The organism is Streptacidiphilus sp. EB103A (assembly GCF_041261405.1).
GTDB lineage: Bacteria > Actinomycetota > Actinomycetes > Streptomycetales > Streptomycetaceae > Streptacidiphilus.
This window is the reverse complement of record NZ_JBGCAQ010000002.1, coordinates 177,196-191,284: the sequence shown is the minus strand read 5'-3', so window position 1 is coordinate 191,284 and position 14,089 is coordinate 177,196. Positions and strand designations below refer to the sequence as shown.

Here is a 14,089-nt window from a genome sequence, read left to right as displayed (position 1 = left end):
AGCCTCCACCTTGCGAATCCGAACGAAGCGCCATCGGGTCCGGCCGGGCGACGGTCCGCAGGCCGGTCTCGGGCTCGGACGCTAGCACCGCCGTTCCTGGGCGGTCGCGTGCCGCCGGTGTTGTCTAGGGAATTCCAGGGAGCCCGGCGGAACAGCCTCGACAAGCGTTACCTGGGCGACGTACTTTTTACTCATGCATGTAAGTAGCGTGGACGAGGACAGGCGACCGTTCACGACCACGGCCCGGCGGGCGCAGATCGTGCAAGCCGCGATAGAGACCATCGCCGAGGTCGGTTTCCCACGGGCCTCGTTCGCGCGGATCGCGGAACGGGCGGAGCTGAGCAGCACGCGGCTGATCTCGTACCACTTCGCCGGCAAGGACGAGCTGATCCAGCAGGTGGTCCGGGAGGTCTCGTCCGCGCTCGGCGCCTTCATGTCCGACAAGGTGGACGGCCAGGGCACGGCGGCGGCGGCGCTGCGCGCCTACATCGAGGCCAAGGTCGAGTTCGTCGCGAGCCATCGCACGCAGATGAAGGCACTGCTGTCGATCTTCCTCAGCGGTGGGCTGCACTACGACGCGGCGACCGACCAGAGTGTCGTCTCCACGGTCGAGGGCATCCTGCGCGAGGGTCAGTCCGACGGCGAGTTCCGCGACTTCGACGCACACGTGATGGCGACGACCATTCAGCGAGCCGTCGACGGGCTGCCGTTCATGCTGGAGTCCGACCCCGATCTGGACCTGCGCCACTACGCGCGGGAACTGGTGACCTTGTTCGAATTGGCCACGCGCCAGGATGCACTGGAGTGCACATGAGCAACAGCGAAGAGCCCCAGGGCAACCTCGGTCTGCACGTGGTCGGCATGCTGGTGGTCGACCTGGCCGGTCCGATCGCCCTCTACTACGGCCTGCACGCGGTCGGCGTCGGGAACGTGCTCGCCCTCACCGCCGGGACGGTACCGCCGCTGCTGAGCACGGTGGTGAAGTTCGCCAGGAAGCGGAAGGTCGACTCGCTGGGGCTGTTCGTCGCGGCCGTCATGGTGCTGAGCATCATCGCCTCTCTGATCACCAACAGCCCCCGGTTCCTGCTGTTCAAGGAGGGGTGGCTGACCGGCGTGGCCGGCGTGGGCTTCCTGGTCTCGCTGTGGGGCCGACGGCCGCTGGCCTTCAGCTTCTCCCGTCCGCTGCTGGAGCGACGGTTCTCCAACGGGTCGGCGACCTGGGACGATCTGTGGGACCGGGTGCCGCGGTTCCGCCGGATCTGGCAGGTCTCCACGGTCTTCTGGGGCGTGGGTCTGATCCTGGACGCCGGCCTGCGGGTGGGCATCGCCTACGCCCTGCCGGTCAACATGGTCCCGCTGTGGAACGGAATCCAGTACGGCGTCTTCACCCTGATCCTGCTGGTGATCACCAACATCTACCACGCCAACTCCGGCCTCTGGGAGATCCTCGCAGCCGGCGGTCCGGGGGCGGACGCGGCCCCGGACTCCGCCGAGCAGGCGACAGTCGGCCAGGACGCCCGGTCGAGCAACCGCTGACCGTTCGGCCCGGTCTCAGCCGACAGCCCGACCGCCGTGAGGGCGGTCGGGCTGTCGGCTGTCGGCCGAGGCAGGCGTGGTTCAGGCGTTCTCGTCGAGCCCGATCGCGCCGGAGGGGCAGATCAGTTCGGCCTCGCGGACGTGACCGAGCAGATGCTCGGGCGGGTTGCTGAGCAGCAGTTCCACCAGGCCGTCCGACTCGTTCTGCTCGAACACCGCGTCGGCGGCCATCACACAGTTCCCGGCGCCCACGCAGCGCTGCCGGTCGATCGTGATCTTCATCGGTCTCTCCTCATCATCATGGTCAGGCGAACCGGGGCCTCGCCCCGGGGCCGGGTCGGGTAGAACTTCAGGGGCTTCAGGGGCTTCGGGCCTCAGCGGGAGGCTGCCATCCGCTCCAGGACGGGCACCAGGTCGTGCGGGCTCGGCATGGACTCGGACTCCGCGCGCAGCCGCTCGGCGGCGTCCGCGAAGCCCGGCTCGGTGGTCATCCGGCGGATGCTCGCGAGTACCTGGTCGGCGGTGACGTCGCGGTGGTGCAGATAGAGGCCGGCCCCGCTCCGCTCCAGGGTCTGCGCCCGCAGCACGTGGTCGGAGACGGACGTCGACACGATCAACTGCGGCACGCCGCAGACCAGCGCGGTCGCGTAGGAGCCGTAGCCGCCGTGGTGGATCACCGCCGAGCAGCTCGGGAGCAGGGTGTGCAGGGCGACCGAGTCGACCACCCGGGCGTTCTCGGGCACCGCGCCGAGGGCCTCGCGCTGAGCCGGCAGCAGCGCTGCCACGACTTCGAGGTCCTCGCCCGACAGAGATTCGAGGATGTCCGGCACCGACACGTAGTCGCCGCCGTAGTCCTCGGTGTTGGACGCCCCGAGACTCAGGCACACCCTCGGCCGCTTCGGCGCGTCCCGCAGCCAGTCCCACACCACGGCCGGGCCGTTGTAGGGGATATGACGCATCGACAGTTCGGTGGAGGCGGTCGACATCCGCACGCTTCCCGGCAGCGAGGTGATCGTGGCCTGGCCGTGCAGCATCTCCTCGTCGCAGCCGAAGCCGAAGGGCTTGGACTGCTCGGTCAGCCAGTCGGCCAGCGGGTCCACCCGCTCTCCCTCCGGGGCGGCTGCCATCAGCTCCAGGTAGGTGTTCCGGGTGCGCCCCCAGACGTCCTCGCACCACATCAACCGGGCGTGGGCCGCGCCGCTGATCCGTGCCGCGATGGCGCCGGCGTAGGCGAGCGGGTCGCGCACCACCAGGTCCGGCTTCCAGCTCTCGGCGAAGGCCGCCAGGTCCTCGACCATGGAGTCGTTGTAGACGGCGAAGGCGTAGGGCACGCTCAGCTCGTAGCGCTCGCGCAGTTCGGCCCAGTCCACCTGGCCGGGCTCGCAGCGGCTCCAGTTCGTGCTGGCGAAGTCCTGCGACTCACGGTAGGCGGTCATGTCCTTGTAGATGTCGTGGTCCTCCCCGACCGGGACGGCGGTCAACCCGGTGCCGGTGATCGTCGCGGTCAGCCGCGGCGAGCTGGCCACCCGCACCTCGTGTCCTGCCGTGGTCAACGCCCATGCCAGCGGCGTCATGCAGAACAGGTGAGACTTCTCGGACAGGGTGACGAACAGGACGCGCATCATGCTCCCTCGGATCGGTCGCCGGTCGCCGGGTCGGACGGCAGCAGGTCGCCCAACCAGGTCAGCACGGCCTCGGCCGTGGTCCCGGCGTGGGACTCCATCATGGTGAAGTGGTTTCCGGCGACATCGACGACCTTCGTCGCCTTGTCCCAGCTGCTCTGCCACTCCTCCGGCCGCAGCGGGCCGGCCTGCTCGACCGTCACCGGCGCCTCGGTGGGGCGTACCAGCACCACCGGGGCGGCCAGGTCGTCGGGGGCCCACTCGCCCACGACGCGGATGTACCAACTCATGGCGCTCAGGCGGTCGCTGTCCATATAGGCGAACATCGACTCCCGGTCGAACATGCCGCCGATCATCTCGCCGGTGAAGCGGATGAACGGCGAGTCCACGCCGGGCATGTAGGTGTCCAGCAGGACGACCGCCGCGGCGGGCGTGCCGGCCTGCTCCAGGTAGTGGGCGGCGGCAAGGGCCAGGATCCCGCCGGAGGACGATCCGAGCAGCACGAAGGGCTTGCCGGCCGCGCACCGCAGCACTGCCTCCGCCTGCACCTGGGCGACGGCTTCGAGCGAGGCCGGGAGCGACTCACCGCGGCCGAAGCCGGGGGTGGGCAGCGCCCAGACGTCGCGTTCGCCGCGGAAGGTGGCGGCGAAGCGGGCGTACTGGTGGACCCCGGCCAGGGCGACGTAGGAGCTGAAGCAGATCAGGCTCACTCCGGCCTCGGCGCCGCCGGCGGCCAGTTTGACGCCCCTGGGGGCGCGGTCCAGGTCGGCCGGACCGTTGAAGACCGGGCGCAGCTCGGCGGCCGCCTGCAGCAGGGCGAAGCCCTGGTCGATCCGGTCGAGCTCGCAGGCCTTGCGGAACAGGGCGCCCAGAGTGTCCTCGGACTGGGCGCTGTGGGCGCTCTGGCCCGGGGCGGGCGCGGCCTCCGCGGTGCCGCCCGCGCTCGGGGAGTCGTCAGCGACGAGCTCCTCGGTCAGGTGGTCGGCCAGCGCGTCGGGGGCGTCGAAGTCGAACACCAGCGTGGGCGGCAGCCGCAGCCCGGTGACCGCGTTGAGCTGGTTGCGCAGCTCCACGGCGGTCAGCGAGTCGAAGCCCAGCTCGGCGAAGTGCCGGTCCGGGGTGATGTCCGCGACCGAGGCATGGCCGAGGACGGCGGCCACCTGACCGCGCACCAGGTCGAGCAGGATCTGCCGCCGCTCGTCCTCGGTGCGGCCGGACAGCTGCGCGGCCAGCGAGACGGGGGCGGTCCCGTCGGCGGTCCGCCGTCCGGCGGGCCTGGCCACCGGGCGCAGCACCGCGCCGTTGCCGCCCCGCACCGCGCCCTGCCCCAGCGCGACGAGCGCGGCGTCCGGGACGCTCAGTGCGGCGTCGAACAGCGCCAGGCCCTCCTCCGGGGACAGCGGGCGCATCCCGTTGCGGGCCATCCGCTCCAGGTCGGTGTCGGTGAGACCCGCGGTCATCCCGGCGCTGCCGCCCCACAGCCCCCAGGCCAGCGAGGTGGCCGGCAGGCCCACCGCGCGGCGGTGCTGACTCAGCCCGTCCAGGAAGGTGTTGGCGGCGGCGTAGGCGGACTGGCCCGCCGAGCCGAAGGTTCCAGCCGCCGAGGAGAACAGCACGAACGCGGACAGGTCCAGCTCCGCGGTGAGTTCGTGCAGCAGCCAGGCGGCGTCGGCCTTGGGCCGGAGCACCCGGTCCAGTTGGCCGGCGCTGATGGTGGTGAGCGTCCCGTCGTCCACGACGCCGGCGACATGCACGACGGCGGTGAGCGGGTGCTCGGCGGGCACGGTTCCCAGCAGTTCGATGACGGCCGTTCGGTCGGCGGCGTCGCAGGACACCAGCCGGACGTCCGCGCCCTGGCCGGTCAGCTCGGCGACGAGCGCGTCGGCGTCCGGCGCGTCGGGGCCGCTGCGGCTGGTGAGCAGCAGGTGGCGGGCTCCGTGCGCGGCGACGAGGTGACGGGCCATCAGGCTGCCCAGGGCGCCGGTCGCGCCGGTGACGAGCACGGTGCCGTTCGGGTCGATGGTGGCGCGGTCGGCCGCCGCGCCGCTCTGAACCGGCGTCAGCGCGGCCAGCCGCAGGGCGTCGTCGCGCAGCACCGCCTGCGGGTGCGCGGCGGCGATGGCGGCGAGCAGGTCGGGCAGCGAGGTCTCGCTGCCGGGCAGGTCGATCAGCTGCAGTCGGCCGGGGTGCTCCAGCTGGGCGGATCGGACCAGACCCCAGACGGATGCCGCCGCCAGGTCCGTCACATCCTCGCCGGATTCTGCCGCGATCGCCCCTTCGGTGACGATCACCAGCCGGGAGGTGACGAACCGTTCGTCGGTGACCCAGCGGCGGCAGACGTCGAGGACGTCGGTGAGCAGCGCGCGCACCGCCTCGGGCACGGCCATGGCGCGATGGACGTCGCTGTCGCAGACCAGCAGGACGGCCTCGGGCATCGTCATGCCGGTGTCGAAGGCAGCGGCGAGGGAGTCGATGTCGGCGTAGGACTCCAGCTGGACGCCTCCGGTGTCCAGCGCCGCGGCGACGCCGCGACCGCCCTGGCCCAGCAGGCCCCAGCGCAGCGTCTCGGCCGCCGGGATCAGCAGCTCGGAGGTGGACACCTGCCAGTCCAGCTTCAGCAGCGAGTCCCGGGCGCCGGGGCCCGAGTGCAACTGGTCCGCTGCGACCTTGCGCAGCACCAGGGTTTCGGCGGTGGCGACCAGTTCGCCGACGGTGTCCGTCACGGTGACGGAGTACTCGTCGTGGCGGCCGGTCGGCGCCAGGTGGGCGCGCAGTGCGGTGGCGCCCACGGCGTGCAGCGACACCCCGCTCCAGGCGAACGGCAGCATAGGGTCCGACGAGACGCCCTCCGTGCCGACCAGGGCGCCCACGAGGAGCGACTGCAGCCCCGCGTCCAGCAGCGCGGGGTGCAGGCCGTAGCGGGCGGCCTCGGCGCGGTGCTGCTCGGGGATGGCGACCTCGGCGAAGATCTCCGGGCCGCGTTCCCAGACGGCTTGCAGGCCCTGGAAGGCCGGCCCGTAGGAGAAACCGGACTGCGCGAAGCGCTGGTACCAGTCCTCGGTCGGCATCGGGGTCGCGCCGGTCGGGGGCCAGACCGTCGAGGCCGGCCCGGGCTGCGCCGCGGCCTCCTGGGTCAGCAGGCCCTGGGCGTGGCGGGTCCATGGCTCGTCGGGGGCCGCCTCGGTCGGCCGCGAGTGCACGGTGAACGGTCGCTGCCCGGAGTCGTCGGCCTCGTGCACCTCCAGTTGCAGTTGGACGGCGCCGTGCTCGGGCAGCACGAGCGGTGTCTCCAGGGTCAGTTCGGCCAGGCGGCTGCAGCCGACGTGGTCGCCGGCGTGGATGGCGAGGTCCAGGTAGGCGGTGGCGGGCAGGATCACCCGGCCCAGCACCGCGTGGTCCGCGAGCCAGGGGTGGGACCGGGTGGCGAGCCTGCCGGTGAACACCACGCTGCCGGACTCCACCAGGGTGACGGCGGCGCCGAGCAGGGGATGCCCGGCGTCGTCGAGTCCGGCCGCGCCCAGGTCGCCGGTCCAGGGTGCTCCGTCGAGCCAGTAGCGGGTGCGCTGGAAGGCGTAGGTGGGCAGTTCGACGCGTCCGGCGCCGGGGAAGAGGGCCGCCCAGTCGACGTCGACGCCGTGGGTGAACAGCCCGGCGACGGCGGTGAGCAGGGCGGTGACCTCCGGGCGGTCCTTGCGCAGGGCCGGGACCAGCAGGGCGTCGTCGTCGGCCAGGCAGCCCAGGGCCATCGCGGTCAGCGTGCCGTCGGGGCCCAGCTCCAGGAAGCGGGTGACCTTGTGCTGCTCCAACCAGCGCACCCCGTCGGCGAAGCGGACCGCCTGCCGGACATGCGCGACCCAGTACTCGGGTGACATCAGCTGCTCGGCCGTGGCCAGTTCACCGGTGACATTGGAGACCACGGCGAGGCGGGGATCCTGGTAGGTGAGGCTGTCCGCTACCTGGCGGAACTCCTGGAGCATCGGCTCCATCAGCGGGGAGTGGAAGGCGTGACTGACGCGCAGCCGGGTCGCCTTGCGGCCCAGGCCCCGGACGTGTTCGGCGAGCTCCTCGACTGCGGCCTCGGCACCGGAGACCACGACGGCGTTCGGGCCGTTGACGGCCGCGATACCGACACCGTCACCCAGGAGCGGCACAATCTCTGACTCGGACGCCTGGAGTGCCGCCATCGCGCCGCCGGCCGGCAGTGCCTGCATCAACCGACCACGCGCCACGACCAGGCGGCAGGCGTCCTCCAGCGTCAACACGCCCGCCACATGGGCCGCGGCCAGCTCGCCGATCGAGTGGCCGACCAGGTAGTCCGGGGTGATCCCCCAGGACTCGACCAGCCGGAACAACGCCACCTCGACCGCGAACAGCGCCGGCTGCGCGAACGCCGTGTCGTTCAGCGCCTCGGCATCCGCGCCGAACACCACCTCACGCAGCGGAGCGTCAACCAGCGCGCAGACCGCGTCGAAGACCTCGGCGAACACCGGGAACGCCTCATACAACTCCCGGCCCATGCCCAACCGCTGCGAACCCTGACCGGCGAACAGGAACGCCGTCCGGCCGCCCGAACGGGCCGATCCCACCACCGCGTTCAGCGCGCTCCCGCCGTCCGCCACCGTGGCGAGCCCGCTCAGCAGTTCCGCGCGGTCACCGCCCAGCACCACCGCGCGGTGTTCGAACACCGACCGCGTCGTCACCAGCGAGGCACCGACGTCGTGCAATCCCGACTCGTCATCGACGAACGCGGTCAACCGCTCTGCCTGGCCGCGCAGTGCTTCGGCGGTTCTGCCGCTCAGCACCCACGGGACGACGCTCGGCCGTGTCACCGGTTCGTCCGGTGTGCGCTCCTCCTCGTGCAGGGCCGGCTCGCGCGGGGCCTCCTGCAGGATGGTGTGCGCGTTGGTGCCGCTGATGCCGAACGAGGACACGCCCGCTCGGCGGGGTCGGCCCTCGTCCGCGGGCCACTCGCGCGGGGCGGTCAGCAGCTCGACCGCGCCCGCCGACCAGTCCACGTGCGTGGACGGCTCGTCGACGTGCAGGGTCTGCGGCAGCACGCCGTGCTGGAGGGCCAGCACCATCTTGATCACACCGGCCGCACCGGCAGCCGCCTGGGTGTGGCCGATGTTCGACTTCACCGAGCCCAGCCACACCGGCCGGTCCACTGGGCGTCCCTGACCGTAGGTCGCGAGCAGCGCCTGCGCCTCGATCGGGTCACCGAGGGAGGTTCCGGTACCGTGCGCCTCGACGACGTCGACGTCGGACGCGGTCAGTCCCGCGCCCGCCAGGGCCTGCCGGATCACCCGCTGCTGCGAAGGACCGTTCGGGGCGGTCAACCCGTTCGACGCGCCGTCCTGGTTCACCGCCGACCCGGCGACGACCGCCAGCACCGTGTGCCCGTTGCGCCGTGCGTCCGACAGCCGCTCGACCAGCAGCATGCCCGCGCCCTCGGAGAACCCCGCGCCGTCCGCCTGATCCGCGAACGCCTTGCAGCGGCCGTCGGCCGCCAACCCGCGCTGCCGACTGAAGTCCAGGAACAGACCCGGCGTCGACATCACCGTCACACCACCCGCCAGCGCCAGATCACACTCCCCCGAACGCAGCGCCTGCACCGCCAGATGCAACGCCACCAGCGCCGACGAACACGCCGTGTCCACCGTCACCGCCGGCCCCTCCAACCCGAAGGTGTAGGAGACACGGCCGGACATGACGCTCGCGGAGTTGCCGGTGCCGAGATGCCCTGCCACGTCCTGGGCGGCTGCCAGCGGACGGGAGGAGTAGTCCTGGTAGTTGGTGCCGGCGAACACGCCGGTCCGGCTGCCGCGCAGGGACACCGGGTCGATACCGGCCCGCTCGAACGCCTCCCACGAGGTCTCCAGCAGCAACCGCTGCTGCGGGTCCATGGCAAGGGCCTCGCGCGGAGAGATACCGAAGAACGCCGGGTCGAAGTAGGACACCCGGTCCAGGAAGCCGCCGCCGCGCGTCGACACCCGCCCCGGCTGACCGGGATCGGGGTCGTAGAGGGCCTCGACGTCCCAGCCCCGGTCGGTCGGCCAGTCGGCGATCGCGTCCACACCGCCGGACAGCAGCTGCCAGAAGTCCTCCGGCGTCTCCACATTGCCCGGGAAGCGGCAGCTCATCGCGACGATCGCGATCGGGTCGTCGTCGGTCGACCGCAGCACCACCTCGGTGGCGGCCGGACGACGCTCGGTCAGGCCCGCCCGCAGATGCTCGGCCAGCACGGCCGGGGTCGGGTGGTCGAAGATCAAGGTGGCAGGCAGTCGCCTGCCGACCGCCCCGCTGAGCGCGTTGCGCAGTTCCACGGCGGTGAGCGAGTCGAAGCCCAACTCCCGGAACGCGAGCGTCGGTTCGATGTCGTCCGGGCTCGCGTGGTTGAGCACGATCGCGACATGGGCCCGGACCAGTTCCAGGAAGCCCCGGCGCTGCTCGCTCTCGCCCAGCGCGGCCAACTGCTCCATCAGGCTTGGGCCTTCGGCGGACTGCGACGCGTTGCCGCCGTGCTCGGACGAGCGCACGGCCAACGCCCGCTGCGCGTCCGGGATCTCGTCGAGCAGCGGTCGCGCGCGCACCGAGGTGAAGGCGTGGGCGAACACCTCCCAGTCGATGTCGGTGACGGCCACGGTGGTGTCGTCCTGATCAAGTGCCCGTTGCAGCGCGGACAGTGCCAGGTCCGGTGCCATGACGCGGACGCCGTGGCGCTCCAGCCGTTCGCCGATCCAGCCCTTGGCCATGCCACCGTCGGCCCACGGGCCCCAGGCAACGGACGTAGCCGCCAGGCCGCGCGCCCGGCGCTGCTGCGCCAGCGCGTCCAGGACGGCGTTGCCCGGCGCGTAGTTGCCGTGGCCAGGCGCGCCGACGGTGCCGGCGGTGGAGGAGAAGAGCACGAAGGCCGACAGGTCCAGCCCCTCGGTCAGGGCGTCGAGGTTGCGGGCGCCGCCGACCTTGACCCGCAGGACTCTGGCGATCTGATCGGGCGTCAGGCTGGTGATCACGCCGTCCTCGAGGACGGCGGCGGTGTGCATGACCGCGGTGAGCGGCTGCTCGGCCGGGATGCCGTCGATCACCGCGGCCAGCGAGTCGCGGTCGGCGACGTCGCAGGCGGCCAGCTCGACCTGGGTTCCCAGTCCGGTGAGTTCGGCGACCAGCTCGTCGGCGCCGGGCGCGTCCGGGCCCCGGCGGCTGACCAGCAGCAGGCGCGGGGCGCCGTTGCGGGCGAGCCAGCGGGCGACGTTGCGGCCGATGCCACCGGCGCCGCCGGTGACCAGGGTGGTGCCGGTGGGGGTCCAGCGGCGGGCCGCGCCCAGTTCGCCGGTGGCGGCCCGGACCATGCGTCGGGCGAGCACGCCGGTGGATCGGATCGCGACCTGGTCCTCGTGGCCGATCCCGGCCAGCACGGCGACGAGGCGTTCGGCGGCGGCGGTGTCGAAGGTCTCGGGCAGGTCGACCAGACCGCCCCAGCGCTCGTACTGCTCCAGGGCGACCACCCGGCCGAAGCCCCAGACCAGGGCCTGCGCCGGGGAGTCGACGCCCTGGGACGGGTCGGTGGCGACCGCGCCGCGGGTGCCCAGCCACAGCGGGGCGCGGAGGTCGAGCTCGTCCAGTGCCTGGACCAGGGCAACGGTTCCGGCGAAGCCACGGGGGAGGCCGGGCTGGTCGGAGTGGTCCGCAACGTCCGTGCCCAGCAGGCAGAGCACGCCGTCGACCGGGGCATCCGGCGAAGCGGCGCGCAGCAGCTCGGCGATGCGGGCGCGGTCGGCCTGCGGGTCCACCGGCACGGCGACCGGGTGCGCCCCGGCTGCGGCCATCGAGCGGAGCAGCAGGTCGGCCCACTCGGGCTCGGCGCGGGTGTCGGTGCCGGGATCGATGCCGGTGCCCGTGTCGGGCAGGACGACCAGCCAGGTGCCGCGCAGGGTCGAGGCGGCGGGGACGGCCAGCGGTTTCCAGCTGATGCGGTAGCGCCAGGCGTCCACGGTGGAGCCTTCGCGGCTGCGCCGGCGGTAGTCGGAGAGCGCGGGCAGCAGGCCGGACAACGTCTCCTGGTCCAGGTCCAGGGCGGTGGTGAGGCTCCCCAGGTCGCCGTTCTCCACCGACTCCCAGAACCGGGCGTCGATCGCCGCACCGGGGGCGGTCGCGGCCGGGGGCGCGGGCTCGGGCCAGTAGGTCCGCCGTTGGAAGGCGTAGGTCGGCAGGTCGACGCGGGCTCCGCCGCCCAGGACTGACGGCCAGTCGACTACTGCTCCGGCCCGCACGGACAGCTCGGCCAGCGAGGTCAGGAAGCGCGCCGGGCCGCCGTCGTCGCGCCGGAGCGAGCCGACGACGACGGTGCCGGCCAGGTCCAGGTCGTCCAGGGTGTCGCGGATCGCGGCGGTGAGCACCGGGTGCGGGCTCACCTCGACGAAGGCGCGGTAGTCCTGGGCGGCCAGCGAGCGGATCGCGTGTTCGAACCGCACGGTGCGGCGGAGGTTCTCGTACCAGTACTCGGCGTCCAGCAGCGCGGTGTCCTGCCAGTCGCCGGTCAGCGTGGAGAAGAACGGCACGGCGGCGGACCGCGGTTGGACGGGCTTGAGGTCGAGCAGCAGCTGCTCGCGGATCTCCTCGACGTGGGCCGAGTGCGAGGCGTAGTCGACCGGGACCTGCCGTGCCTGGACGCCCTCGGCGGACAGCTGGGCGACCAGGTCCCGTACGGCGTCCGCCTCGCCGGAGACCACCACGGACTGCGGGCCGTTGACGGCCGCCACCGACAGCCGCCCGTCCCAGGGCGTCAGCCGGCTCTCGACGTCGGCCAGCGGCAGCAGCACGGACGCCATCCCGCCGCGCCCGGCGAGCGCGAGCAGCGCGCGGCTGCGGAGCACCACCACCCGGGCCGCGTCGCTCAGCGACAGTCCGCCCGCCACGCAGGCGGCGGCGATCTCGCCCTGGCTGTGCCCGACCACGGCGGCGGGCTGCACTCCGCGCGACTGCCACAGCCGTGCGAGCGAGACCATGACCGTGAACAGCGCCGGCTGCACCACGTCCAGGCGGTCCAGTGAGGGGGCTCCGTCCACCCCACGCAGGACGTCCTGCACCGACCAGTCGACGAACTCCTGGACGGCGCTCGCGCACTCGGCGAAGCGGTCGCGGAACTCCTGGTCGGAGTCCAGCAGTTCGGTGGCCATGCCGAGCCACTGCGCGCCCTGTCCGGGGAAGACGAACGCGCTGCGGCCGTCGACGTCGGCCGTGCCCCGGACCACGCCGGCGGCGGGGGCGCCGGTGGCCAGTGCCTCCAGGCCGCGGAGCAGGCCGTCGCGGTCCTGGGCGAGGACGGTGCCACGGTGCTCGAACATGGAGCGGGACGTCGCCAGCGACCAGGCCAGGTCGGCGAGCGGGAGCGCCGGGTCGGTGCGCAGCCGGGTCCGGAGCCGGTCGGCCTGGGCCTGCAGGGCGTTGGCGCTGCGCCCGGAGACCAGGAACGGGAGGACGGCGGTGGCGGGCGGAGTCGAGACCTCGACGGGCTCCGCGGGCTCGGTCGCGGGCTCGACCGCTGTCGGCTGCTCGATGATGACGTGCGCGTTGGTGCCGCTGACGCCGAAGGAGGACACCCCGGCCCGGCGCGGGCGGTCGCTCTCGGGCCAGGGCCGGGCCTCGGTGAGCAGTTCGACCTGCCCCGCGGTCCAGTCGACGTGCGAGGACGGCGCGTCCACGTGCAGGGTCTGCGGCAGCAACCCCTCCTGCATGGCCATCACCATCTTGATCACACCCGCGACGCCCGCGGCCGCCTGGGTGTGGCCGATGTTGGACTTGACCGACCCCAGCCACAGCGGCTGGTTCTCCGGCCGGTCCTGGCCATAGGTGGCGAGCAGCGCCTGCGCCTCGATCGGGTCGCCCAGGGTGGTGCCGGTGCCGTGCGCCTCGACGGCGTCGACGTCGGCGGTCGACAGCCGGGCGTCGGCGAGCGCCTGCCAGATCACCCGCTGCTGCGAGGGCCCGCTGGGCGCGGTCAGGCCGTTGGAGGCCCCGTCCTGGTTGACTGCGCTGCCCCGGACGACCGCCAGCACCGGGTGGCCCTTGCGCCGGGCGTCGGAGAGCCGCTCCACGACCAGCATGCCCGCGCCCTCGCCCCAGCCGGTGCCGTCGGCGGCGTCGGCGAAGGCCTTGCAGCGGCCGTCCGAGGACAGCGCCCGCTGCATGCTGAACTCCAGGAACAGCCCCGGAGTCGACATCACGGTCACGCCGCCGGCGAGGGCGAGGTCGCACTCCCCCGACCGCAGCGCCTGCACGGCCAGGTGCAGGGCGACCAGCGAGGACGAGCAGGCGGTGTCCACCGTCACGGCCGGGCCTTCCAGGCCCAGGGTGTAGGAGACGCGGCCGGAGACCACGCTGGCGGCGTTGCCGACGCCGATATGGCCCTCCATGCCGGTGGGGGCGGTCAGCAGCAGCCCGACGTAGTCCTGGCCGTTGGTGCCGACGAAGACGCCGGTGCGGCTGCCGCGCAGCGACACCGGGTCGATGCCGGCCCGCTCGAACGCCTCCCAGGAGGTCTCCAGCAGCAGCCGCTGCTGCGGGTCGGTGGCCAGCGCCTCGCGCGGCGAGATGCCGAAGAACCCGGCGTCGAAGTCACCGGCCCGGTCCAGGAATCCGCCCGCACGGCTGTAGGTCCTGCCGGGCTTTCCGGGCTCCGGGTCGTAGAGGGCGTCAGTGTCCCAGCCCCGGTCGGCCGGCCAGTCGAAGACCGCGTCACCGCCGGATCGGACCAGCCGCCACAGCTCCTCGGGTGAGTCGGCGCCGCCGGCGAACCGGCAGCCCATCGCGACGATGGCCACCGGCTCCTGGCGTGCGGCCTCCACCTCGCGCAGTCGCTGCCGGGTCTCGTGGAGATCGCCGGTGACCTTCTTGAGGTAGCTGAGAAGCTTTTCCTGCTCGTTCATACCCGC

Annotated in this window: 5 protein-coding genes; 2 read left to right on the top strand and 3 right to left on the bottom strand. The window is 72.8% G+C overall.

The features are described 5' to 3' along the window. Positions 1–193 precede the first annotated feature (193 nt). Positions 194–814 carry a TetR/AcrR family transcriptional regulator gene (locus ABH941_RS03995; RefSeq protein ID WP_370127144.1) on the top strand — a complete coding sequence of 207 codons (621 nt, stop codon included), beginning with the start codon at positions 194–196 and terminating at the stop codon, positions 812–814. Beyond that, positions 811–1,536 carry a VC0807 family protein gene (locus ABH941_RS03990; RefSeq protein WP_370127143.1) on the top strand — a complete coding sequence of 242 codons (726 nt, stop codon included), beginning with the start codon at positions 811–813 and terminating at the stop codon, positions 1,534–1,536. Before ABH941_RS03995 ends, ABH941_RS03990 begins: the two co-directional genes overlap by 4 nt. Before the next feature lie 81 nt (positions 1,537–1,617). On the opposite strand, the gene ABH941_RS03985 is transcribed toward ABH941_RS03990, so the two are convergent. The 3 genes from ABH941_RS03985 to ABH941_RS03975 all read right to left on the bottom strand — a co-directional run bounded on the left by ABH941_RS03985 (position 1,618) and on the right by ABH941_RS03975 (position 14,083). Continuing rightward, positions 1,618–1,818: a ferredoxin gene (locus ABH941_RS03985; protein ID WP_370127142.1), complete on the bottom strand. Its 201-nt coding sequence runs from the start codon at positions 1,816–1,818 to the stop codon at positions 1,618–1,620. 92 nt (positions 1,819–1,910) lie between these two features. Then, positions 1,911–3,158, bottom strand: coding sequence for an activator-dependent family glycosyltransferase (locus tag ABH941_RS03980; protein WP_370127141.1), 1,248 nt, complete (start codon positions 3,156–3,158; stop codon positions 1,911–1,913). Further along, a complete protein-coding gene (locus tag ABH941_RS03975; protein ID WP_370127140.1) occupies positions 3,158–14,083 on the bottom strand; it encodes a type I polyketide synthase in 10,926 nt (3,641 codons plus the stop codon). Before ABH941_RS03975 ends, ABH941_RS03980 begins: the two co-directional genes overlap by 1 nt. Positions 14,084–14,089: the final 6 nt, after the last annotated feature.

Bases quoted from the DNA above. Each gene is read 5' to 3' on its own strand.
- ABH941_RS03995 (WP_370127144.1), top strand. From the start codon at position 194: ATGCATGTAAGTAGCGTGGACGAGGACAGGCGACCGTTCACGACCACG.
- ABH941_RS03990 (WP_370127143.1), top strand. From the start codon at position 811: ATGAGCAACAGCGAAGAGCCCCAGGGCAACCTCGGTCTGCACGTGGTC.
- ABH941_RS03985 (WP_370127142.1), bottom strand. From the start codon at position 1,818: ATGAAGATCACGATCGACCGGCAGCGCTGCGTGGGCGCCGGGAACTGT.
- ABH941_RS03980 (WP_370127141.1), bottom strand. From the start codon at position 3,158: ATGCGCGTCCTGTTCGTCACCCTGTCCGAGAAGTCTCACCTGTTCTGC.
- ABH941_RS03975 (WP_370127140.1), bottom strand. From the start codon at position 14,083: ATGAACGAGCAGGAAAAGCTTCTCAGCTACCTCAAGAAGGTCACCGGC.